This is a genomic window from Cupriavidus phytohabitans (assembly GCF_000426345.1).
Lineage (GTDB): Bacteria > Pseudomonadota > Gammaproteobacteria > Burkholderiales > Burkholderiaceae > Cupriavidus.
Genome location: NZ_AUFE01000010.1, coordinates 127,315 through 149,830, shown reverse-complemented (window position 1 = coordinate 149,830; position 22,516 = coordinate 127,315). Strand labels below are relative to the sequence as shown.

The following is a 22,516-nucleotide window of genomic DNA, read 5'->3' as shown; positions in this document are numbered from 1 at the left end:
CCTCGTCATGTCCGCCTCATGACAAAATGAAACCGTCATAAAAGTGACACGATTTTATGAAAAAGTCGCCACATTACCAAAAGAAGGTCATGACCATGTCGACGACGCCGTCCAGCACGCTGCTCAATCGCGAGCTGGGCATCCTGGAATTCAATGCCCGCGTGCTGGCGCAAGCCGCGGATCCTAAAGTACCGCTGCTGGAGAGGCTGAAGTTTATCTGCATCGTATCCAGCAATCTGGACGAGTTCTTTGAAATCCGCATGGCGGGGCTGAAGGAACAGATGCGCGACAACGCTTCTGGGCTGACGCCGGACGGCCTGTCCTTCCAGCAGACTTACCAGCTTGTCACCGAGCGCACGCAGCGGCTTGTTGCTTCGCAGTATGACATGCTGCAGGACACCATTTTTCCACTTCTTGAAAAAGAAGGTATCTTTTTCCACCTGACAACGACCTGGACCGACGCGCAGCGCGAATGGGCCCGCGAGTTCTTCCAGCGCGAGCTGGCGCCGGTGCTGACGCCGATCGCGCTGGACCCCGCCCACCCTTTCCCGCGCGTGCTCAACAAGAGCCTGAACTTTGTGGTCGAATTGTCCGGCAAGGATGCCTTCGGCCGCGAAGCGGACCTCGCCATCGTGCAGGCGCCGCGCGCGCTGCCGCGCGTGGTGAAGATGCCGGAAAAGCTGTCGGGCTACCCGTTCGGCTTCGTGATGCTGTCATCGTTCATGCAGGGCTTCGTGCACGAGCTGTTCCCGGCGATCGCGGTGCACGGATGCTACCAGTTTCGCGTCACGCGCAATTCCGACCTGTTCGTTTCCGAGGACGAGATCACCGACCTGCGCGAAGCGCTGCAGGGCGAACTGCCGACGCGCCATTTCGGCGACACGGTGCGGCTGGAGGTCTCCTCCGACACGCCGGCTCCGCTGGCGCGCCGGCTGCTGCTGGAATCGGGCCTGAGCGAGCAGGACCTGTACCGTGTCTCCGGCCCGGTGAACCTGGTGCGGCTGATGCAGATCCCCGACATGGTCGATCGTCCCGCCCTCAAGTACCCGCCCTATGTGCCGGCGCCGGTGAAGGCGTTTGCCGGGGGAGCCTCGATGTTCGACGTGATGCGCCAGCAGGACGTGCTGCTGCACCACCCATACGAGAGCTTCAGCTCGGTACTCGACCTGCTGCAGCTGGCCGCCGCCGATCCCAACGTGGTCGCGATCAAGCAGACGGTGTACCGCACCGGCAACGAGTCGCTGGTGATGGAAGCACTGATGACCGCCGCGCGCAACGGCAAGGAAGTCACCGTGGTGGTGGAACTGCTCGCACGCTTCGACGAAGAGACCAATATCAACTGGGCCGAGCGGCTGGAATCGGCCGGTGCACACGTGATCTATGGCGTGGTCGGCCACAAGTGCCACGCCAAGATGCTGCTGATCGTGCGTCGCGAGCCAGCCGGCCCCAAGGCCAAGCAGGTCAAGCTGCGCCGCTATGCCCACCTGGGCACGGGCAACTACCATCCGCGCACCGCGCGTCTCTACACCGACTTCGGATTGCTGACCGCCGATGAGGCGATCTGCGAGGACGTCCACCACGTGTTCCAGCTGCTGACCGGCACTGCCGGCACGATCCGGCTGAACCACCTGTGGCAGTCGCCGTTCACCATGCATACCAACCTGGTCGAGCATATCCGCGCCGAGGCCCGCCACGCGCGCGCCGGCAAGCCGGCCCGGATCATCGCCAAGATGAATGCGCTGCTGGAACCGTCGATCATCGACGAGCTGTACAAGGCCTCGCGCGCGGGGGTGAAGATCGACCTGATCGTGCGCGGCGTCTGCGCGCTGATGCCGGGCGTGCCGGGCATGTCCGAGAACATCTCGGTGCGGTCGATCGTCGGGCGGTTCCTGGAACACCATCGCGTCTATTATTTCCACGCGGACGGCGCAGAGGTGCTGTACTTGTCCAGCGCCGACTGGATGGATCGCAACCTGTTCCGCCGCGTCGAGGTGGCGTTCCCCGTGCTGGACAAGGCGCTGAAGGCGCGTGTGATCAAGGAAAGCCTGCAGGTACACCTGCGCGACAATGCTTCCGCATGGATCATGCAGCCGGACGGCAACTACGTGCGCAAGCAGACACGCTCGAGGCATCCGCGTGTCAGCCAGAACGACATGCTGGCGATGTTCGGCGGCAATACGTAACTGCCTGTCCGAAAAGCAGCAAGCCCCGCCGCGGCGGGGCTTGCTGCTTTGGTGGATCGCCCAGGCGAACCGCTCAGGCGGCCCGGCGCGGCGAATCCGGTGCCTGCGGCGATGCCGGCACGGCGACGGCCGCGTCGCTCAGGCCGCGTACGCTGCGCTCCAGCGGGAAGATGATGCGGAACACACTGCCGCGCCCTACCTCGCTGGTCACGCGCAGGTCGGCATGGTGGCGCGACAGCACGTGCTTGACGATGGCCAGGCCCAGCCCGGTGCCGCCGGTATCGCGCGAACGGCTGCGGTCGACACGGTAGAAGCGCTCGGTCAGCCGCGGGATATGCTCGGCGGCAATGCCAAGCCCGGTATCGGCCACCGAGAACACGGCATGGCCCTCTTCCCAGCCCAGCCGCAACGCGATGCGCCCGCCCTCCGGCGTGTACCGCACTGCGTTGGACACCAGGTTGCCCAGTGCCGACAGCAGCTCGGTCTCGGCACCGCGGAATCCCACCGTGGGGTCGATCTCGGCCGCAATCTTGTGCCGGCCTTGCGACAGCGCCTCGGCATCATCAATCAGGTGCGCGACCATCGCCTGCACGGCCACCATGTCGTTGCCCGGCGGCTGCGCATCGCTCTCCAGCCTGGCCAGCGCCAGCAGGTCATCGACGATGCTTTGCATGCGCACCGACTGCACCAGCATCATGTCGACATAGCGGCGGCGATCGTCTTCCGACACCGGCAGGTCGCGCACGGTTTCCAGGAAGCCGGTCAGCACCGTGAGCGGCGTCTTCAGTTCATGCGAGACGTTGGCAACGAAGTCGCGGCGCATCGCTTCGGTGTTTTCCAGCTTGGTGATGTCCTGCGTGATCACCAGCTTGCGGTTGTCGCCGTAGGGCAGGATCTGCACCGCGATCACGCTGTGCTTGTGTTCGCCCATGTCGCGCATCACCAGCGGATCGTCGAAGCGCTGCCGCGTCAGGTAGTGGACAAACTCGGGCCGGCGGATCAGGTGAGTGATGCGCTGGCGCACGTCGCGGCGCGCGTTCAGGCCGAAGTGCTGCTCGGCCACGTCGTTGCACCATTCGATCTGGTCGGCATCGTCCAGCATCAGCACGCCATTGGGCGAGGCCTGGATGGCCTGGATAAAGCGGGTGTGCTGCTGCTCGACCTGCAGCACCTGCGAGCGCCAGCGCTTGACCAGCCGGTGCAGCCGGTAATACACCTCGCCCCACAGGCCCACGGCGCTCGGGATCTCGCCGTAGACGGGCGCGTCGAGCACTTTCCACAGGCGGTTGATCTGGTACAGGTAGAAGCAAAGCAGCCCGAACAGCGCCGCACATGCCAGTGCCAGCGCGGCGACCGGGCCAAAGGCCAGGTAGACGCCGGCGGATACCACCACCAGGCTGATCAGGATGGCCGCGGAACGGGCCCAGATGACATTCATGCGCAGGGTTCAGGCTAGCGGCCGGCAGTGGCCGCATGGGTTGCGACGGAGTGTGCCACGATTTCGCCGCGCCCTTCCAGCAGCGTGGGGAGTTGCGCGGGGCGAAATGGCGCCGCCCCGCGCCAGCCGGGCCCCTCAGGCGCCGGGAACGCGCGCGAGGCGGTAGCCGCTGCCGCGCACGGTTTCGATCATGTTGCTGTAGCCACCGGGGGTAAGCGCTGCGCGCAGGCGCTTGATGTGCACGTCGACGGTCCGCTCTTCGACAAAGACGTGGTCTCCCCAGACCTGGTCGAGCAGCTGTGAACGGCTGTGCACGCGCTCCGGATGGGTCATCAGGAAGTGCAGCAAGCGGAACTCGGTCGGGCCCAGGTCCAGCTTGATCGGGCCGCTGTCGTCTTCGCCGGTGACGCGATGCGTGGCCGGATCCAGCCGCAGGCCATTGATCGCCACCACGTCGTCGGTCAGCTGCGGTGCGCGCCGGCGCAGCACGGCCTTGATGCGGGCCAGCAACTCCTTGGGCGAAAACGGCTTGGTGACGTAGTCGTCGGCACCGGCTTCCAGGCCCATCACCTTGTCCTGCTCCTCGCCGCGGGCGGTCAGCATGATGATCGGGATCTGGCGGGTGCGGTCGTTGGCCCGCAACTCCTTGGCGAAGATCGCACCCGACTTGCCCGGCAGCATCCAGTCCAGCAGCACCAGGTCGGGCAGCACATCGCTCATCAGCGACAGTGCCTGCTCGGCGTTATAGGCCCGAATCGGATAGTGCCCCGCGTGCTGCAGGTTGACGGCGATCAGCTCGGCGATCGCCGGTTCGTCTTCGACAACGAGAATACTGCTCGGCATGTGTATCGTTCTCCGCAATCAGGCGGCTCAGCTCAGGGCTTCGCGTTCCATGTCCTCGCGCGAGACATGGCGGACGTCCGTTCCCTTGACAATGTAAATGATAAATTCCGCGATGTTCTTGGCGTGGTCGCCGATGCGTTCCACCGCCTTGGCGATAAAGAGGAAATCCAGCGCGACCGAGATCGTACGCGGGTCTTCCATCATGTACGTGATGAGCTTGCGCACGAAGCCGCGGAATTCCTCGTCGATCGCCTTGTCGTCCTTGACGATGCGCGCCGCCGCCACGGTATCCAGACGGGCGAAGGCGTCCAGCGCCTGGCGCAGCAGCGAGATCGCCATCTCGCCCGAAAGCTTCACCTCGGCGTAGTTGATGCTGTGCGCCGACGCGTCTTCCATGATGTGCTTGGTGCGCTTGGCGATCTTCTCTGCCTCGTCGCCGGCGCGTTCCAGGTTGGTGATGGTCTTGGAAATGGCCATCACCAGGCGCAGGTCGCGCGCGGTCGGCTGGCGCCGGGCGATGATGTTGCCGCAATCGGCATCGATCTCGACCTCCAGCGCGTTGAGCTGCTGCTCGCGTGCAATGACCTGGTCGGCCAGGTCGGCGTCGAAGTCGGCCAGCGCGCGCATGGCGACTTCGATCTGCGACTCGACCAGCCCGCCCATCTGCAGCAGCTTGGTGTTGATCGCGTTGAGGTCGGCGTCGAACTGGGTCGACAGGTGCTTGTCTGGCATGGGTTTCTCCTGTCCGCTGTTGGTATGCTACGCCCTGCGGTGACAATCGGCCGAATCAACCGAAGCGGCCGGTAATGTAGTCTTCCGTTTCCTTGCGGTGCGGCTTGATGAAGATCTTCTCGGTCTCGCCGAACTCGATCAGCTCGCCCAGGTACATGTAGGCGGTGTAGTCCGAGCAGCGCGCGGCCTGCTGCATGTTGTGGGTCACGATCACCACGGTGTACTCGTCCTTCAGCTCGGCGATCAGCTCTTCGATGCGGCCGGTGGAGATCGGGTCCAGCGCCGAACACGGCTCGTCGAGCAGCAGCACTTCCGGGCGGATGGCGATGCCGCGCGCGATGCACAGGCGCTGCTGCTGGCCGCCGGACAGGCCGTAGCCCGACTGGTTCAGCTTGTCCTTGGCTTCGTTCCACAGCGCGGCCTTGGTCAGCGCCCATTCCACGCGGTCATCCATCTCCGAGCGCGACAGCTTCTCGAACAGGCGCACGCCGAAAGCGATGTTGTCGTAGATCGACATCGGGAACGGCGTCGGCTTCTGGAATACCATGCCGACCTTGGCGCGCAGCAGGGCGATGTCCTGCTTGGCGGTCAGCAGGTTGTCGCCGTCCATGTTGATCTCGCCCTCGGCACGCTGCTCGGGATAGAGCGCATACATCTTGTTGAAGGTGCGCAGCAGCGTCGACTTGCCGCAGCCCGAGGGGCCGATGAAAGCCGTGACCTTGCGGTCGGGAATCGACATGTTGATGTTCTTCAGCGCATGGAACTGGCCGTAGTAGAAGTTCAGGTTGCGCACATCGATCTTGGCGCGTACCGAATCAGGAATGTCGATGACGGTGGAGGTCATTGCGTTCTCTCGCTTGCAGTCAGCTTGCAGTCTTCAGGGCGAAACGTGGGATGGTCGTGCCGCCGCTTATTTTTTCTGGAACAGGATGCGCGCCAGGATGTTCAGGGCCAGCACGCCGATCGTAATCAGGAACACGCCCGCCCAGGCCAGTTGCTGCCATTCGGTGAACGGGCTCATGGCAAAGCGGAAGATGGTCACCGGCAGGTTGGCCATCGGCTTGTTCAGGTCGGAAGTCCAGAATTGGTTGGACAGCGCGGTGAACAGCAGCGGCGCGGTTTCGCCGGCAATACGCGCGACCGCGAGCAATACGCCCGTCACAATGCCGGCATACGATGACTTCACCGTGATCGACAGCACCATCTTCCACTTGGGCGTGCCCAGGGCGAAGGCGGCCTCGCGCAGCGCGTTGGGCACCAGGTTCAGCATGTTCTCGGTAGTGCGCACCACGATCGGAACCTGCAGCAGCGCCAGCGCGCAGATGCCGGCCCAGCCCGAGAAGTGGCCCATGCGGGTCACCACCAGCGCATAGACAAAGAGGCCGATCACGATCGACGGCGCCGACAGCAGGATGTCGTTGATGAAGCGGATAAAGCTGGCCAGCGGCGAGCGCTGGCCATACTCGGCCAGGTAGATACCGGCCAGGATGCCCAGAGGCGTGCCGAACAGCGTGGCCATGCCCACCATCACGAAGCTGCCGAAGATGGCGTTGGCCAGGCCGCCGCCGGCGGTGTTGGGTGCCGGCGTCATCTGCGTGAACAGGTCCAGCGACAGGCCGCCGACGCCCAGCGTGATGGTGGTCCACAGGATCCACGCCAGCCAGAACAGGCCAAAGCCCATCGCCACCAGCGAAGCAGTCAGCGCGTACAGGTTGACGCGGCGGCGGCGGCCCTGCAGGCGCGCGCGCACGGCATCGGCATCGGGACGGACGGCGGGGATCGATACGGAAGACACAGCCTGGCTCGCTTGGGTCATTTGGCTCATTTGGCGCCCTCATTCTTGGCGAGTCGCAGCAGCAACAGCTTGGACAGCGCCAGCACCACGAACGTAATGAAGAACAGGATCAGGCCCAGCTCCATCAGCGCGGCCGTATGCAGGCCGGCGCCGGCTTCGGCGAACTCGTTGGCGAGCGCCGAGGTGATGCTGTTGCCCGGCGAGAACAGCGATGCGCTGTCCAGCAGGTTCGTATTGCCAATCACGAAGGTGACGGCCATGGTCTCGCCCAGCGCGCGGCCGAGGCCCAGCATCACGCCGCCGATGACGCCGGCGCGGGTGTAGGGCAGCACCACGTTCCACATCACTTCCCAGGTGGTGCAGCCCACGCCGTAGGCGGACTCCTTGAGCAGGACGGGGGTGACTTCGAACACGTCGCGCATCACCGAGGCGATGTACGGAATGATCATGATCGCCAGGATCACGCCCGCGCACAGCAGGCCGATGCCCAGCGGCGCGCCCTGGAACAGTTTGCCGATCACAGGCAGCTGGCCCACCGTGGCGGCAAGGGGCTTCTGGAAATACTCGCCGAAGATCGGCGCGAACACGAGCAGGCCCCACATGCCGTACACGATCGACGGCACCGCGGCGAGCAGCTCGATGGCGGTGCCGAGCGGGCGGCGCAGCCAGGCGGGCGACAGCTCGGTCAGGAACAGGGCGATGCCGAAGCTCACCGGCACCGCGATGATCAGCGCGATCAGCGAGGTCACGATGGTGCCGTAGATGGGCACCAGCGCGCCGTAGACATCGGCGGGAGGATCCCACTCCGCGGACCACAGGAAGCGCGCGCCAAAGGCCTCGATCGAGGGCCAGGCGCTGATCGCCAGCGAGACGATGATGCCGCCCAGCAGCAGCAGCGTCACGATGGCGGCGCCACGTGTCAGGCCGCCGAACAAAACGTCGCCGAGCCGGCTGGGTGGCTGGACGCCGCGGGTATCGGAGGGGATAGTCGCCATGTCGGAGAATTCAGGGTGGATCGCCACTCCCGCCCGGGCGGGAGCGCGGTGTCCGGGCGGGAATCAGGCTGCCCGGACACCGGCCCCGCGCTTGCGCGGAGCCGGCGATGCCGTCAGATCAGTACAGCGCCTTGCCCGAGGCGTCCTTCACGCTGGTCTTCCAGGTCGAGCGGATCTGGTTGACCACGCTTTCCGGCAGCGGTACGTAGTCCAGGTCGGCGGCCATGTTGGCGCCGCTCTTGTAGGCCCAGTCGAAGAACTTCAGCACTTCCGCACCCTGCGCCGGCTTTTCCTGGTTCTTGTGCACCAGGATGAAGGTGGCGCCTGCGATCGGCCATGCATCCTTGCCCGGCTGATTGGTCAGGATCTGGTAGTAGCTCTTGCTCCAGTCCGCGCCGGCGGCGGCGGCCTTGAAGGCATCGTCGCCCGGCTTGACCACGGCACCCGACGAGTTCTTCATGTTCAGGTGGGTCATCTTGTTCTGCTTGGCGTAGGCGTACTCGACGTAGCCGATGGCGCCGTTCAGGCGCTGCACGAAGGCGGCCACGCCCTCGTTGCCCTTGCCCCCGGTGCCGCCGCCCGGCCAGTTGACCGTGGTGCCCTCGCCCACCGAGCCCTTCCAGTCAGCGCTGACCTTGGACAGGTAGTTGGTGAAGATGAAGGTGGTGCCCGAACCGTCAGCGCGGCGCACCGGCAGGATGTCCTGGCTCGGCAGCTTGGCTTGCGGGTTCAGCGCCTTGATGGCGGGGTCGTCCCACTTCTTGATCTTGCCCAGGTAGATATTGGCCAGTACCTCGCCGGTGATGGTCAGCTCGCCCGGCTTCACGCCTTGCAGGTTGATCACCGGCACCACGCCGCCAATCACAGTCGGAAACTGGACCAGGCCCTGCTTGCTCAGGTCCTCGTCCTTCAGCGGCGCGTCCGAGGCGCCGAAATCGACCGTCTTGGCGCCAATCTGCTTGATGCCGCCCGATGAGCCGATGGATTGATAGTTGACCTTGTTGCCCGTTGCTTTGTTATATGCGTCGGCCCACTTGGAATACACGGGCGCCGGAAAGGAAGCGCCTGCACCGGTAATTTCCGCCGCGAACGCAGTACCCGCTACGACAATCGAAACGATGCCTGCCACGGCAGTCTTGACCAGCTTCATATGTCCTCCAGAGAACATTGGTTGGGAATGACAAATTTTTGACAAGGCGAACTGTATGCTCCCTATATGACAATTCCGTGACATCTTTAAATCTTCTTGAAAGCCGCCGCCAGCTTGGGTTTCCAGCCGCCATCGAGCTGTCATGCGGGTGCAATGTGACGGCGGTTAATTGCAAAATTGCACAAAAAAACGCCGGGACCAGCCCGGCGTTGGCGTCACAAGCGCGTCGGATCAGGTGCCCAGCGCGTCGGCCAGCGTCTTCGCGGCGCGCTCGGCCATTTCGGCCTGTTCAGCCTCCACCATCACCCGCACCACCGGCTCGGTGCCGGAGGCACGGATCAGCACCCGGCCACGACCCTCAAGTGCCGGCTCGACCGCGGCGCGCGCGGCTTGCAGGCCAGCATGCGACTGCCAGTCGAAGCCCTTCCGCACGCGCACGTTGATCAGGGTCTGCGGGAACAGCGAAACGCCCTCCAGCAACCGGGCCAGCGTCTTGCCGCTACGGCGCAGTGCCGCCAGCACTTGCAGCGCCGAGACGATGCCGTCGCCGGTGCTGTGGCGATCGAGGCACAGCAGGTGGCCGGAGCCCTCCCCACCCAACGTCCAGTTGCGCTTGTTCAGTTCTTCCAGCACATAGCGATCGCCAACCTTGGCGCGCACGAATTCCACGCCCTGGCGCTGCAGCGCCAGTTCCACCGCCATATTGGTCATCAGTGTGCCCACCGCGCCCGGCACCACCTGTCCGTTGGCCTGGCGGTCGCGCACGATCAGGTACAGCAGCTCGTCGCCGTTATAAAGACGGCCATCGGCGTCCACCACCTGCAGCCGGTCGGCGTCGCCGTCGAAGGCCAGGCCCAGGTCGGCGCCATTGGCCTTGACCGCCTCGATCAGCCTGGCGGGCGCGGTGGCGCCATAGCCTGCGTTGATATTGCGGCCGTCCGGCTGGTTGCCGATCGAAACCACGTCGGCGCCAAGTTCATGGAACACGTGCGGAGCGATGTGATAGGCGGCGCCATGGGCGCAATCGACCACCAGCTTCAGGCCGTGCAGGTCCTGCTCATGCGGGAAGGTGCTCTTGCAGAACTCGATGTAGCGGCCCGGGGCGTCGTTGATGCGGCGGGCGCGGCCCAGATCGTCGGAAGGCGCGCACAGCATCGGCTCGTCGATGGCGGCCTCGATCTCGGCCTCCACCGCGTCTGGCAGCTTGTCGCCGTCGGCGGAGAAGAACTTGATGCCGTTGTCGTAGTACGGGTTGTGGCTGGCCGAGATCACCACGCCGGCCGACAGGCGCAGTGCGCGCGTCAGGTAGGCAATGCCCGGCGTCGGCAGCGGCCCCGTCAGCAGCACGTGAACGCCGGCCGACGTGAAGCCGGCTTCCAGCGCAGCTTCGAGCATATAGCCCGAAATGCGGGTGTCCTTGCCGATCAGCACGGTCGGGCGGCCCTGCCCGGTCTTGGCGCCGTGCGCCAGCACCTTGCCGGCGGCATGGCCCAGTCGCATCACGAAGTCAGGGGTAATCGGCGCCTCGCCAACGCGCCCCCGGATGCCATCAGTCCCGAAATACTTGCGTGTCATTCGCAGTTCCCTTTCTGTTCTGTCTTGCGTTGCACTGCCTGCGCTCTGTGGCGCCTGCCCTGGATTGACGGGATGGTTCAGGCAGCCGTGACGGACTCATTGCGCACGGCCCACCAGGTCTTGACCGCGTCCACGGTCTGCTCCACATCATGCACCCGTACGATAAACGCACCGCGCTCTACCGCACACACCGCGGCAGCAATGCTGGCGGCAATTCGTTGCTGTGGCGGGCGGCCGCCCAGGATCGCGCCCAGTGTGGACTTGCGCGAGATCCCCGCCAGCACCGGCAGCCCTTCCAGCGCCATCCGCGGCAACTGGCCGAGCAGGCGCAGATTATGATCCGGCGTCTTGCCAAAGCCAAACCCCGGATCAAGCGATAGGCGCGCGTCGTCGATGCCGGCGGCGCGCAGCACGGCAATGCGTTCGGCCAGGAAGTCCGCCACTTCGCCGACCACATCGTCGTAGTGCGGGTCCTCTTGCATGGTCTGCGGATCGCGCTGCATATGCATCACACACAGCCCGGCCTGTCCCGCTTCCGGCGCCGCCATTGCCTCCACCGCGCCCGGCATGCGGAAGCCCCAGATATCGTTGATAAGATCCGCGCCGGCCGCAAGCGCGGCGCGCATGACCTCGGGCTTGTAGGTGTCGATCGACAGCGGCTTGCCGCAGCCGCGCAGCGCCTCGACCACCGGGATCACGCGCGCCAGCTCATCCTCGAGCGGCAGCGCGGCCGAGCCCGGCCGGCTGGATTCGCCGCCGATATCGATGATATCCACGCCCTCCGCGATCATCTGCTCGGCATGGCGCACGGCGGCATCGCGGCTGGCGTGCTGGCCGCCGTCCGAGAAGGAGTCGGGTGTCACGTTGAGGATGCCCATCACGAGCGGGCGCTGGTCGAGCGCAAAGCGGAAACGTCCGCACTGGAAATACCGGGTCTGTGGAGTCTGCTGCAAGGTCGGAATACTCAATAAAGCGATGCGCGAGCCCGGCCGCGCAAAAGGAAAAGCCGGTGCACCAGGCACCGGCTTCAGGGTCATGCATTACACAGCCAGCATGCAGGCGTCGTCGGGCCGACGAGCTGATGCAATCAGGCCGTGGCAGGCGCGTTGGTCGGCGCCACCGGCGAGCCGCCCGAAGGCGTGCTGCCGCCGCCGTTCGGACCCGACGCACTGCGCGGCGGGCGCGGCGGCTTGCCGGCCATGATGTCATTGACCTGGTCGGCGTCGATGGTTTCCCACTCCATCAGCGCGTTGGTCATGGCCTCGACCTTGTCGCGGTTATCTTCGAGCAGGCGCTTGGCCAGCGCGTATTGCTCGTCGATGATGCGGCGGATCTCGGCGTCGACCTTCTGCTGCGTGGCTTCCGACACGGTCTTCGACGACAGCTTGCCGAACATGCCGTCCTGCTCGGTATCCACGTAGACCATGGCGCCGAGCGAATCGCTCATGCCGAAGCGGGTCACCATGTCGCGGGCGATCTTGGTGGCGCGCTCGAAGTCGTTGGAGGCGCCGGTGCTCATGGCATTGAGGAAGACCTCTTCTGCCGCCCGGCCGCCGAAGAGGATGGCGACCTCTTCCAGCATGCTGTCCTTGTACTTCGAATACTTGTCATGCTCGGGCAGCTGCCAGGTCACGCCCAGCGCCCAACCCCGCGGCATGATGGTGACCTTGTGCACCGGGTCGGCCTTGGGCAGCAGCTTGGCAACCACCGCATGGCCCGACTCGTGGTAAGCCGTGGCACGGCGCTCTTCCTCGCGCATGACCGTCGACTTGCGCTCCGGACCCATGTAGATCTTGTCCTTGGCATCCTCGAAGTCCTGCATGTCGACCACGCGCTTGTTGCGGCGGGCGGCAAACAGGGCGGCTTCGTTGACCAGGTTGGCCAGGTCGGCACCCGAGAAGCCCGGGGTACCACGCGCGATCACCGAGGCGTCGACGTCGTTGCCGATCGGCACCTTGCGCATATGGACCTTCAGGATCTGCTCGCGGCCGCGGATATCCGGCAGGCCCACGTAGACCTGGCGGTCGAAACGGCCCGGACGCAGCAGGGCCTTGTCCAGCACGTCGGCACGGTTGGTCGCGGCGATCACGATCACGCCGGAATTGGCCTCGAAGCCGTCCATCTCGACCAGCATCTGGTTCAGGGTCTGCTCGCGCTCGTCGTTGCCGCCACCCATGCCGGCGCCACGATGGCGGCCGACCGCGTCGATTTCATCGATGAACACGATACAGGGGGCCTGCTTCTTGGCGTTCTCGAACATGTCGCGGACACGCGCCGCGCCCACGCCGACGAACATTTCAACGAAGTCGGAACCCGAGATGCTGAAGAACGGCACCTTGGCCTCGCCGGCGATGGCACGCGCCAGCAGCGTCTTGCCGGTACCCGGAGGGCCGACCAGCAGCACGCCGCGCGGAATGCGGCCGCCCAGCTTCTGGAATTTCTGCGGATCCTTCAGGAAGTCGACCAGCTCGACCACTTCTTCCTTGGACTCGTCGCAGCCGGCCACGTCCTGGAACGTGACGGCGTTCTGGTTCTCATCGATCAGGCGCGCACGCGACTTGCCGAATGAGAATGCGCCGCCTTTCCCGCCGCCTTGCATCTGGCGCATCATGTAGAACCAGAACACGATGATCAGCAGGGTCGGCCCGAGGTAATACAGGGCCTGGACGAGCACGTTGGGTTCGTCATCCGCCTTGCCGGTCACCTGGACGCCGTACTTCATCAGGTCGCCGACCATCCAGATGTCGCCCGGCGAGATGATGGTGTACTTGGCGCCTTCCTTGGGCGAGACCACCAGGTTGCGGCCCTGCACGTCGACACGCGACACCTTGCCGTTCTTGGCGTCATCCATGAACTGCGAATAGGTGACGCTGTCCTGCGCACGGGGCTTGTCGAACTGCTTGAAGACGGTAAACAACACCAGCGCGATCACGAGCCAGATTGCCGCCTTTTGAAACAGGTTGTTATTCAAGGCCGAACTCCTTTGCAATTGCCTTGCCAACGGATAGCTGCATTGTAATGCAGCGCCCGCCCTCGGGGGGAAACAGCGAAACTATGACGCCGATAGGTGCGGGTGGGGCACTTTCGCCCTCTTGTTTTCCCTCGCCTCGATCGGATCAGTTAATCCACCGCCTTCAGGTAGCGCCCAAGGATAAAGGTTTCGGAAGATTTGTCGCGTGACGCCTTGGGCTTGCGCTTCGCGACCACTTTGAACTGCCGTTTGAATTTCTCCACGATCTGGCTGTAGCCGCTCCCGTGGAAACACTTTACCAGCAATGCGCCTTCCGGCTTCAGGTGGGCCTGCGCAAACTCAAGGGCGAGATCGCACAAGTACTCGATCCGGGCCGAATCGGCGGAGGCCACACCCGACAAATTGGGGGCCATGTCGGAGATAACAAGGTCGATCTTGTCGCCGCCGGACGCTTCCAGCACCAGGCTTTCGAGTTGCCGGAAGACCTCTTCCTCACGGAAATCCCCCTGAATAAAAGTGACGTCCGCGACAGGTTCCATCGGCAGGATATCGATCGCCACCACCGCGCCGTCGATCTTGCCATCCTTGGCCCGGTTGGACGCGGCCAGCTTGTTGCGCGCGTACTGGCTCCAGCTGCCCGGGGCGGCGCCCAGGTCGACGATGACCTGGCCCGGCTGGATCAGCTTGTCCTGCTCGTCGATTTCCTTGAGCTTGTAGGCAGCGCGGGCACGATAGCCCTCCCGTTGCGCCATTTTCACGTACGGGTCATTGATGTGGTCGTGCAGCCACGAATGGTTGAACTTGTTCTTTGCCATGCCAGATCCAGCCTGTTGCCTGCCCCGGCACGCGGCGTGCGCCGCATGCTCAAGGTTTTTCTACTGTTTTGATGATTTTGCCGCCCGACAGTGCCGGATTGACGGATAATACGCGCCAATTCGCGCTCCGCCCGCCTGCCGAACCGGCATCTGCCGGGCCCGCCGCGCACCAAACTCCAGCGCCACCGGCGCCAACCTATGCCTGCACTACAACTGATTCCTGCCCAGCGCTCCGAACTGCGCTCCCGTGCCCATGCCCTGAACCCGGTCGTCATGGTCGGCGCCGAGGGCCTTACCCGCCCTGTACTGGCCGAAATCGACCGCAGCCTGGCTGCGCACGACCTGATCAAGATCCGCGTATTCGGCGATGACCGCGACGCGCGCATTGCCATCTACGAAGAAATCTGCGACGCGCTGCACGCCGCGCCGATCCAGCATATCGGCAAGCTGCTGGTAGTCTGGCGTCCGGGCGAGGCGCGACTGAAGGAAAACCAGCCGGATAGCCTGGGCCGGCTTGCCCCGGCCCGCCGTGGCGGCGCCGCGCCGCGCACGGTGACGGTCAAGAAGCCCAGCGCCGCACCGAACCGGCGCCCGACCCGCAAGGAAGTGACCGTACTCGGCAACGAGCGCGTCACGGCGGGCGGCAACGTCAAGCGAGCGCGCTCGCGGCCGACCAGCCAGAAGAAGAAAGCCCTGGGCTGACCGCCCGCAGCATCGAGGCGGCCACTGCCCGGTGGCCGCAGCGGCACTCACTCCCCGGCCGAACGCGGCGCCGAAGCGCGCCACACCAGCACCAGCGCGAGCAGGCTTTGCAGCAGGTAGAAAGCGCTCGACACGCCGTGCAGCATGCCGAACTGCGCCTGGTAAGGCGATTCCGAAACCCCCAGCCCCAGCGCTTGCGCCTTTTCCTTCAGGCTGCCCATGAATGGCTGGATGCCGAAGTAGCCGACCAGCACACAGCACAGCATGCCAAGCACCACCCAGCGCAGGCTCCGATAGCGGTTTGCACCGCGCCGGATCATCACATTGCACAGCACCAGCTGCAGCACGCCGATGGTGACGCCGATGATGGCTTCGGTATGGAACAGGTGACCGGCGATCATGCCGGCCATCTCGCGGCTGGGCAGCACCGAGAACAGCGTCGGCGCCACCATGTAGCCAACCGTCCACAGGCTGCCCGCCCACACCACCGTCAGCAGCAGGAATAGCCGGTGCGGCAGCGGCGGCAGGCTGTTATAGGAGGAAGAGAACAAGCGGCCTCAGATATAGCGGACAGTAATGACTTCGTACTCGCGCTCGCCGCCAGGGGCCAGCACGGTGGCGACGTCGCCCTCGAACTTGCCGATCAGCGCACGCGCGATCGGCGAGCTGACCGAGATCTTGCCGGTGTCGAGGTCAGCCTCGTCGTCGCCCACGATCTGGTAGCTGACCGGCTTGCCGGACTCCAGGTCTTCCAGGTCAACAGTCGCGCCAAAGACGATGCGGCCATCGGTGTCGAGCTGGGTCGGATCGATGATCTGGGCCGCGGACAGCTTCGACTCCACTTCGATGATGCGGCCTTCGATAAAGGCCTGCTTTTCCTTGGCCGCGTCGTATTCGGCGTTTTCAGAAAGGTCGCCCTGCGCACGCGCTTCGGAAATGGCATTGATCACCGCCGGACGCTCGACAGCCTTGAGGCGCTGCAGCTCTTCCTTGAGCAGCTCTGCGCCACGCTTGGTAATCGGAATGGTGCTCATGTCTTTGTTCAACAAAAAAATGAGCCGCAGCGGAGCTGGAGCCATCCTGGCAATATCCGCCAGGCACTTCCGCTCAACCGCGGCTTTCAGACAGGACCGAAGGGCCGCACAGTGCTTACGCTGGTGCCAGGCCGATTCGATCGACGAATTTGACGTAGTTTAGGCCAAGAAGCCCGCCGGCATCAACACCGGCGGGCTTCCGGGCGCTGCCGCCCCTTGCCCGGACGCAAGCGCCCGGCGGGATGGCAATGTGCAGCGTAGCTTACGCCAGAGTGCCGTGCAGGCCTTGCAGGTCATAGACCTCCAGGCTCTGCATGTGCTTCAGGCCCTCCACCGCGGCGCTGGCGCCGGCGATGGTGGTGTAGTAAGGGACGCGGTTGGCCAGCGCCGAGGTACGGATCGAACGCGAATCCGCGATCGCGCCGCGGGTCTCGTCGACGGTAGTGAACACCAGCGCCAGTTCGCCGTTCTTGATCATGTCGACGATGTGCGGACGCCCGTCCTTGACCTTGTTCACCACCTTGACCGGGATGCCGGCGGCTTCGATGGCCGAGGCGGTGCCGCGGGTGGCGACGATCGGGTAGCCCAGGTCGTGCAGCATGCGGGCCACGGCAACCGCGCGCGGCTTGTCGCTGTCCTTCACGGTGATCAGCACGGTGCCCTTTTCCGGCAGGCGCGAACCCGCCGCCAGCTGGCTCTTGAACAGTGCCTCGCCGAAGGTCTTGCCCACGCCCATCACTTCGCCGGTGGAGCGCATTTCAGGTCCGAGGACCGGATCGACGCCCGGGAACTTGTTGAACGGGAACACGGCTTCCTTGACGCTGTAGTACGGCGGCACCACCTCGTCGGTAATGCCCTGCTCGTCCAGCGACTGGCCGGCCATGCAGCGCGCGGCGATCTTGGCCAGCTGCATGCCGGTGGCCTTCGACACGTACGGCACGGTACGCGAGGCGCGCGGGTTCACTTCCAGCACGTAGACGGTGTCGACGCCGTTGTTCTGCTGGATGGCAAACTGCACGTTCATCAGGCCGACCACGTTCAGCGCCTCGGCCATGGCGGCGGTCTGCCGCTTCAGTTCGGCGACGGTCTCGGCCTTGAGCGAGTACGGTGGCAGCGAGCAGGCGGAGTCGCCCGAGTGCACGCCGGCCTGCTCGATGTGCTCCATCACGCCGCCGATGTACACGCGCTTGCCGTCGCTCAGGGCGTCGACATCGCATTCGATGGCGTCATTCAGGAAGCGGTCCAGCAGCACCGGGGAGTCGTTCGACACCTTGACGGCCTCGCGCATGTAGCGCTCGAGGTCGCGCGGCTCGTGCACGATTTCCATCGCGCGGCCGCCCAGCACGTACGACGGACGCACCACCAGCGGATAGCCGATTTCCTCGGCCAGGCGCAGCGCTTCATCCTCGGCACGCGCGGTGCGGTTGGGCGGCTGGCGCAGGCCCAGGTCCTGCAGCAGCTTCTGGAAGCGCTCGCGGTCTTCGGCGGCGTCGATCATGTCCGGGCTGGTGCCGATGATGGGCACGCCGTTGGCTTCCAGGTCCAGCGCCAGCTTCAGCGGGGTCTGGCCGCCATACTGTACGATCACGCCGACCGGTTTCTCGATCGCGACGATCTCCAGCACGTCTTCCAGCGTCACCGGCTCGAAGTACAGGCGGTCCGAGGTGTCATAGTCGGTCGACACGGTTTCCGGGTTGCAGTTGACCATGATGGTCTCGTACCCGTCTTCGCGCAGCGCCAGCGCGGCGTGCACGCAGCAGTAGTCGAACTCGATGCCCTGGCCGATCCGGTTCGGGCCGCCGCCCAGCACCATGATCTTCTTCTTGTCGGTCGGGTTGGCCTCGCACTCGCCATGCTCGGCCTCGTAGGTCGAGTACATGTAGGCGGTGTTGGTGGCGAACTCGGCCGCGCAGGTGTCCACGCGCTTGTAGACCGGGCGCACCTTGTTGGCGATGCGCGCTTCGCGCACGGCCATGGCGTCGGTCTTCAGGAGCCTGGCCAGGCGGCGGTCGGAGAAGCCCTTCTGCTTCAGGTAGCGCAGCTCGGCAGCCGACAGGCTCTCCAGCGTGCGTGCCTTGATCAGCGCCTCGGTCTTGACGATGTCCTCGATCTGCGCCAGGAACCACGGATCGATAGCGGTCTCGGCGTACACCTCTTCCAGCGACATGCCCAGGCGGAACGCGTCGCCCACGTACCAGATGCGGTCCGGGCCCGCCTCGCCGATCTCCTCGACGATCTCGTCGCGGTCGGTCGACTTCTCGTCGAGGCCGTCCACGCCGACTTCCAGCCCGCGCAGCGCCTTCTGGAACGATTCCTGGAAGGTGCGGCCCATCGCCATCACCTCGCCCACCGACTTCATCTGCGTGGTCAGGTGGCTGTCCGCCTGCGGGAATTTCTCGAAGGCGAAACGCGGCACCTTGGTGACCACGTAGTCGATCGACGGCTCGAACGACGCCGGGGTCGCGCCGCCGGTAATCTCGTTCTTCAGCTCGTCCAGGGTGTAGCCGACGGCCAGCTTGGCCGCGACCTTGGCGATGGGGAAGCCGGTGGCCTTGGAGGCCAGCGCCGACGAACGCGACACGCGCGGGTTCATCTCGATGACGATCATGCGACCGTCCTTCGGATTGATCGAGAACTGCACGTTGGAACCGCCGGTGTCGACGCCGATCTCGCGCAGCACGGCCAGCGAGGCGTTGCGCAGGATCTGGTATTCCTTGTCGGTCAGGGTCTGCGCCGGGGCCACGGTGATCGAGTCGCCGGTATGGATGCCCATCGGGTCCAGGTTCTCGATCGAGCAGATGATGATGCAGTTGTCCTTCTTGTCGCGGACCACTTCCATCTCATACTCTTTCCAGCCCAGCAGCGATTCTTCGATCAGCAGCTCGCGCGTCGGCGACAGGTCCAGGCCGCGCTTGCAGATCTCTTCGAATTCCTCGCGGTTGTAGGCGATGCCGCCGCCCGTGCCGCCCAACGTGAACGACGGGCGGATCACGATCGGGTAGCCGCTGGTGCCGGTTTCCTGCGCGATCTTGGTTTGCACCGCGATGGCTTCGTCCATCGAGTGCGCGATGCCGGACTTGGCCGAACCCAGGCCGATCCTGGTCATCGCTTCCTTGAACTTCTGGCGGTCCTCGGCCTTGTCGATGGCCTCGGGCGAGGCGCCGATCAGCTCAACCTTGTACTTGTCCAGCACGCCGTGGCGGTGCAGGTCCAGCGCGCAGTTCAGCGCGGTCTGGCCGCCCATGGTCGGCAGGATCGCGTCCGGACGCTCCTTCTCGATGATGCGCTCGACCACTTCCCAGGTGATCGGCTCGATATAGGTCACGTCGGCCGTGGCCGGGTCGGTCATGATGGTCGCCGGGTTCGAGTTGACCAGGATGACCTTGAAGCCTTCTTCACGCAGGGCCTTGCAGGCCTGGGCGCCGGAGTAGTCGAACTCGCACGCCTGGCCGATGATGATGGGGCCGGCGCCGATGATCAGGATGCTCTTGATGTCTGTGCGTTTTGGCATTGCACGCTCTCTTTATGGGCCGGCCCGCTTGCATGCGGGCCGCGCCGGTAATCAGGGAATCCGTTCAGGATTCGAATAATGTCGGCTGCAGCTGTCGCAACCGCACCGCGTCAGTTCATGGTCGCCGTAGCCAGCTTGGCGCCGAAGCCGATAAACATCGCCCCGACCCCGCTCGCCATCCCGGCCGACAGCCGCCGCCGGCGCCGGAACGCGTCGGCCAGCTTCGCGCCCACGAAGATGATCGTGGTCAGGTAGGCGAAGCTGCACAGCTGGCACACCACACCCAGCACGGCGAAAGACAGCACCGGGTAGGCAAAGGCCGGATCCACGAACTGGATGAAGAACGAGATGAAGAACAGGATGGCCTTCGGGTTCAGCAGGCTGATCAGCAGCGCCTTGCGGAACGGGTCGGACTGGTCGGCCACGCTGGCCGGCACCGCCTTACCCGCCGTATTGTCCACTGCGGCCGAGCCCCGCGAGGCCCAGCTGCGCATCGCGCCGCGCAGCATGTTGAAGCCGATCCACGCCAGGTAGGCCGCGCCGATGTACTTCACCACGTAGAACAGCGCCGGGCTCGCCTTCAGCAGCGAGGCCACGCCCGCCGCCGACAGCACCATCAGCACCTGGTCGCCCAGGAACACCCCGCACGCGCCCTTGTAGCCGGCGCGCACGCCGCGCTGCGCCGCCACCGACAGCACGTACATCGAGTTCGGCCCCGGCAGCAGCACGATAAAGATCGTGCCGAGCAGGTAGGTCCAGAAATCGGTGATGCCGAAGGCGGTTTGCATAAAGGCGTTCATGGGATGTCCCGTGGTCCAGTGCTGTCCGGTCGCGCTAATTTGCGTGCTTACTTGCGCGCGTCGGTCATGTGCTGGATGAAGCGGTCGAACAGGTAAGCCACGTCGTTCGGGCCAGGCGACGCTTCCGGGTGGCCCTGGAAGCAGAACGCCGGCTTGTCGGTCAGCGCGAAGCCCTGCAGCGTGCCGTCGAACAGCGACACATGGGTCACGCGCGCGTTGGCGGGCAGCGTGTCGGCGTCGACCGCGAAACCGTGGTTCTGCGACGTGATCATCACGCGGCCGTCCTCCAGGTCCTTGACCGGGTGGTTGGCGCCGTGGTGGCCGGCCTTCATCTTCAGCGTCTTGGCGCCGACGGCGAGGGCCATGATCTGGTGGCCCAGGCAGATGCCGAAGGTCGGGATGCCGCGCTCGATGAACTCGCGGGTGGCGGCGATGGCGTAGTCGCACGGCTCGGGGTCGCCGGGGCCGTTGGACAGGAACACGCCGTCCGGATTCAGCGCCAGCGCGTCGGCGGCGCTCGCCTGGGCCGGCAGCACCGTCACCTTGCAGCCGCGCTCGGCCAGCATGCGCAGGATATTGAACTTGACGCCGTAGTCATAGGCAACCACGTGGAACTGCGGCTTGTCCTGCTTGCCGTAGCCCTTGCCCAGTTCCCATTCGGACTGGGTCCACTCGTAGGGTTCCTTGACCGAGACCACCTTGGCCAGGTCCATGCCGGCCAGGCCGGGGAAGGAGCGGGCCAGGTCGATGGCCTTCTGCACGTTGTCCTCGCCAGCCAGGATGCAGCCATTCTGGGCGCCCTTCTCGCGCAGGATGCGGGTCAGCTTGCGGGTATCGATGCCGGCGATCGCCACCACCTTTTCCTGCTTCAGGTAGTGCGCGAGGGTGTGTTCCTTGCGGAAATTGGAGGCCAGGATCGGCAGATCCTTGATGATCAGGCCGGCGGCATGGACTTTCGTGGCTTCGACATCCTCAGGATTGACACCGTAGTTGCCGATATGCGGATACGTCAGCGTGACGATCTGCCGCGAATAGCTCGGGTCGGTGAGGATTTCCTGGTAACCGGTGATGGCGGTGTTGAACACCACTTCACCGATGGTATGGCCGGAAGCGCCAATGGAATAGCCACGAAAGACCGTGCCGTCTGCTAGCGCGAGAATGGCGGACGGAAAAGACGGTAACACGGGTAGGCTCCTGCTGGACTCACCCCGTGACCGACCAATCGACGCCTCGTGCCTCCCAGGCTGGATCCGTGACGGCGGCAGCGGCATTGCGCCGATGCGGTCGGATCCGGTCGCGGCATGCTCCTTGCATCACATCGAGTGCGAACGGCAAAGGCGGCGCGTATGGGGGCGGCGGAAGGTGGAAAGCGGTTGGCGCTAGGGTGAAGGGTTCTGAAAGCGAAACTTTCGGATTATATCCCGCGCCACCCAATTTCTCAAGTTTTCAAGGACTTGCATCACGCGGGCGCCGCCGCGGACACCCGGCATCCTGGTGCCCGCGCATTGGTCCGGCGGTGTGCGGATCCCGTTATGCGTCAGGCGGGACGACCGCCGTCACTTCGATTTCCACCTTGGCGCGCGGCTCGACGAGGTCGGCCACTTCGACCGCCGTCATCGCCGGAAAGTGACGGCCAATGATGGCGCGGTAGTGCTGGCCGATCGACCCGTAGGCACCGACATACTCCGCCTTGTCCTTCACATACCAGGTCATGCGCGCGATATGTTCCGGCCTGGCACCGCCCGCGGCCAGCACGTCGACCACATTGCGCAGCGCCTGCGCCACCTGCAGGCCGAAATCGTCGGTCTCGAACTCGCACTTGCCGTTCCAGCCGATCTGGCCGCTGACAAAGAGCAGGCGGCTGCCGGCCTGGATCTCGGCCATCATGCCGTTGGCGTAGCCACGCGGAGGCGCCCAGTCGGGCGGCTGCAGAATCTTCATGGTGGATGTCCTGTTGCTTTCTGATTGATGG

The 22,516-nt window shown here is 64.8% G+C and carries 19 protein-coding genes; 2 read left to right on the top strand and 17 right to left on the bottom strand.

The annotated features are described in order from the left end of the window. Window positions 1-56: 56 nt before the first annotated feature. A complete protein-coding gene (gene ppk1 / locus K309_RS0110600) occupies window positions 57-2,183 on the top strand; it encodes a polyphosphate kinase 1 (RefSeq protein WP_084402390.1) in 2,127 nt (708 codons plus the stop codon). Between the two features lie 73 nt (window positions 2,184-2,256). Here ppk1 and phoR read toward each other — a convergent pair whose 3' ends face one another. From phoR to K309_RS0110545, 11 genes are all read right to left on the bottom strand, one after another. Beyond that, window positions 2,257-3,621 (bottom strand): phosphate regulon sensor histidine kinase PhoR, encoded by a 1,365-nt coding sequence (gene phoR / locus K309_RS0110595; protein WP_029046389.1) that lies wholly within the window; start codon window positions 3,619-3,621, stop codon window positions 2,257-2,259. Between the two features lie 135 nt (window positions 3,622-3,756). Further along, complete coding sequence (gene phoB / locus K309_RS0110590; protein ID WP_029046388.1) at window positions 3,757-4,464, bottom strand: phosphate regulon transcriptional regulator PhoB; 708 nt, start codon at window positions 4,462-4,464, stop codon at window positions 3,757-3,759. A 27-nt stretch (window positions 4,465-4,491) separates the two neighbouring features. Then, a complete protein-coding gene (gene phoU, locus K309_RS0110585; protein WP_029046387.1) occupies window positions 4,492-5,196 on the bottom strand; it encodes a phosphate signaling complex protein PhoU in 705 nt (234 codons plus the stop codon). A gap of 55 nt (window positions 5,197-5,251) precedes the next feature. Then, window positions 5,252-6,040, bottom strand: coding sequence for a phosphate ABC transporter ATP-binding protein PstB (gene pstB, locus K309_RS0110580; RefSeq protein WP_029046386.1), 789 nt, complete (start codon window positions 6,038-6,040; stop codon window positions 5,252-5,254). 66 nt (window positions 6,041-6,106) lie between these two features. After that, the gene (gene pstA / locus K309_RS0110575) at window positions 6,107-7,012 is read right to left on the bottom strand and encodes a phosphate ABC transporter permease PstA (protein WP_029046385.1); all 906 of its coding nucleotides are present in this window, start codon (window positions 7,010-7,012) and stop codon (window positions 6,107-6,109) included. A gap of 5 nt (window positions 7,013-7,017) precedes the next feature. Then, a complete protein-coding gene (gene pstC / locus K309_RS0110570; RefSeq protein WP_029046384.1) occupies window positions 7,018-7,986 on the bottom strand; it encodes a phosphate ABC transporter permease PstC in 969 nt (322 codons plus the stop codon). 118 nt (window positions 7,987-8,104) lie between these two features. After that, window positions 8,105-9,136: a phosphate ABC transporter substrate-binding protein PstS gene (gene pstS / locus K309_RS0110565; protein ID WP_029046383.1), complete on the bottom strand. Its 1,032-nt coding sequence runs from the start codon at window positions 9,134-9,136 to the stop codon at window positions 8,105-8,107. Window positions 9,137-9,367: 231 nt separating this feature from the next. Beyond that, a complete protein-coding gene (glmM, locus tag K309_RS0110560) occupies window positions 9,368-10,711 on the bottom strand; it encodes a phosphoglucosamine mutase (protein WP_029046382.1) in 1,344 nt (447 codons plus the stop codon). Window positions 10,712-10,788: 77 nt separating this feature from the next. Continuing rightward, window positions 10,789-11,664, bottom strand: a complete 876-nt coding sequence (gene folP, locus K309_RS0110555; protein WP_029046381.1) for a dihydropteroate synthase — start codon at window positions 11,662-11,664, stop codon at window positions 10,789-10,791. 134 nt (window positions 11,665-11,798) lie between these two features. After that, window positions 11,799-13,682, bottom strand: a complete 1,884-nt coding sequence (ftsH, locus tag K309_RS0110550; protein ID WP_029046380.1) for an ATP-dependent zinc metalloprotease FtsH — start codon at window positions 13,680-13,682, stop codon at window positions 11,799-11,801. A gap of 149 nt (window positions 13,683-13,831) precedes the next feature. Next, a complete protein-coding gene (locus tag K309_RS0110545) occupies window positions 13,832-14,497 on the bottom strand; it encodes an RlmE family RNA methyltransferase (RefSeq protein WP_029046379.1) in 666 nt (221 codons plus the stop codon). Window positions 14,498-14,695: 198 nt separating this feature from the next. On the opposite strand from K309_RS0110545, the gene K309_RS0110540 reads away from it, so the two are divergent. Next, window positions 14,696-15,199 (top strand): YhbY family RNA-binding protein, encoded by a 504-nt coding sequence (locus tag K309_RS0110540; protein ID WP_029046378.1) that lies wholly within the window; start codon window positions 14,696-14,698, stop codon window positions 15,197-15,199. A gap of 47 nt (window positions 15,200-15,246) precedes the next feature. Here the strand turns inward: K309_RS0110540 and K309_RS0110535 are convergent, their stop codons facing one another. From K309_RS0110535 to K309_RS0110510, 6 genes are all read right to left on the bottom strand, one after another. Next, window positions 15,247-15,750 carry a DUF4149 domain-containing protein gene (locus tag K309_RS0110535; RefSeq protein ID WP_029046377.1) on the bottom strand — a complete coding sequence of 168 codons (504 nt, stop codon included), beginning with the start codon at window positions 15,748-15,750 and terminating at the stop codon, window positions 15,247-15,249. A gap of 6 nt (window positions 15,751-15,756) precedes the next feature. Continuing rightward, a complete protein-coding gene (gene greA / locus K309_RS0110530; protein ID WP_029046376.1) occupies window positions 15,757-16,233 on the bottom strand; it encodes a transcription elongation factor GreA in 477 nt (158 codons plus the stop codon). 262 nt (window positions 16,234-16,495) lie between these two features. Next, on the bottom strand, window positions 16,496-19,744 hold the full coding sequence (carB, locus tag K309_RS0110525; protein WP_029046375.1) for a carbamoyl-phosphate synthase large subunit: 3,249 nt from the start codon (window positions 19,742-19,744) through the stop codon (window positions 16,496-16,498). A gap of 110 nt (window positions 19,745-19,854) precedes the next feature. Then, the gene (gene leuE / locus K309_RS0110520; protein WP_029046374.1) at window positions 19,855-20,544 is read right to left on the bottom strand and encodes a leucine efflux protein LeuE; all 690 of its coding nucleotides are present in this window, start codon (window positions 20,542-20,544) and stop codon (window positions 19,855-19,857) included. Between the two features lie 47 nt (window positions 20,545-20,591). Continuing rightward, window positions 20,592-21,728, bottom strand: a complete 1,137-nt coding sequence (carA, locus tag K309_RS0110515) for a glutamine-hydrolyzing carbamoyl-phosphate synthase small subunit (RefSeq protein WP_029046373.1) — start codon at window positions 21,726-21,728, stop codon at window positions 20,592-20,594. A 346-nt stretch (window positions 21,729-22,074) separates the two neighbouring features. After that, on the bottom strand, window positions 22,075-22,485 hold the full coding sequence (locus K309_RS0110510; RefSeq protein WP_029046372.1) for a RidA family protein: 411 nt from the start codon (window positions 22,483-22,485) through the stop codon (window positions 22,075-22,077). Window positions 22,486-22,516: the final 31 nt, after the last annotated feature.

Excerpts from the sequence above, each read along its gene's own strand:
- ppk1 (WP_084402390.1), top strand. The coding sequence starts at position 57 with ATGAAAAAGTCGCCACATTACCAAAAGAAGGTCATGACCATGTCGACG.
- phoR (WP_029046389.1), bottom strand. The coding sequence starts at position 3,621 with ATGAATGTCATCTGGGCCCGTTCCGCGGCCATCCTGATCAGCCTGGTG.
- phoB (WP_029046388.1), bottom strand. The coding sequence starts at position 4,464 with ATGCCGAGCAGTATTCTCGTTGTCGAAGACGAACCGGCGATCGCCGAG.
- phoU (WP_029046387.1), bottom strand. The coding sequence starts at position 5,196 with ATGCCAGACAAGCACCTGTCGACCCAGTTCGACGCCGACCTCAACGCG.
- pstB (WP_029046386.1), bottom strand. The coding sequence starts at position 6,040 with ATGACCTCCACCGTCATCGACATTCCTGATTCGGTACGCGCCAAGATC.
- pstA (WP_029046385.1), bottom strand. The coding sequence starts at position 7,012 with ATGACCCAAGCGAGCCAGGCTGTGTCTTCCGTATCGATCCCCGCCGTC.
- pstC (WP_029046384.1), bottom strand. The coding sequence starts at position 7,986 with ATGGCGACTATCCCCTCCGATACCCGCGGCGTCCAGCCACCCAGCCGG.
- pstS (WP_029046383.1), bottom strand. The coding sequence starts at position 9,136 with ATGAAGCTGGTCAAGACTGCCGTGGCAGGCATCGTTTCGATTGTCGTA.
- glmM (WP_029046382.1), bottom strand. The coding sequence starts at position 10,711 with ATGACACGCAAGTATTTCGGGACTGATGGCATCCGGGGGCGCGTTGGC.
- K309_RS0110545 (WP_029046379.1), bottom strand. The coding sequence starts at position 14,497 with ATGGCAAAGAACAAGTTCAACCATTCGTGGCTGCACGACCACATCAAT.
- K309_RS0110540 (WP_029046378.1), top strand. The coding sequence starts at position 14,696 with ATGCCTGCACTACAACTGATTCCTGCCCAGCGCTCCGAACTGCGCTCC.
- greA (WP_029046376.1), bottom strand. The coding sequence starts at position 16,233 with ATGAGCACCATTCCGATTACCAAGCGTGGCGCAGAGCTGCTCAAGGAA.
- carB (WP_029046375.1), bottom strand. The coding sequence starts at position 19,744 with ATGCCAAAACGCACAGACATCAAGAGCATCCTGATCATCGGCGCCGGC.
- leuE (WP_029046374.1), bottom strand. The coding sequence starts at position 20,544 with ATGAACGCCTTTATGCAAACCGCCTTCGGCATCACCGATTTCTGGACC.
- K309_RS0110510 (WP_029046372.1), bottom strand. The coding sequence starts at position 22,485 with ATGAAGATTCTGCAGCCGCCCGACTGGGCGCCTCCGCGTGGCTACGCC.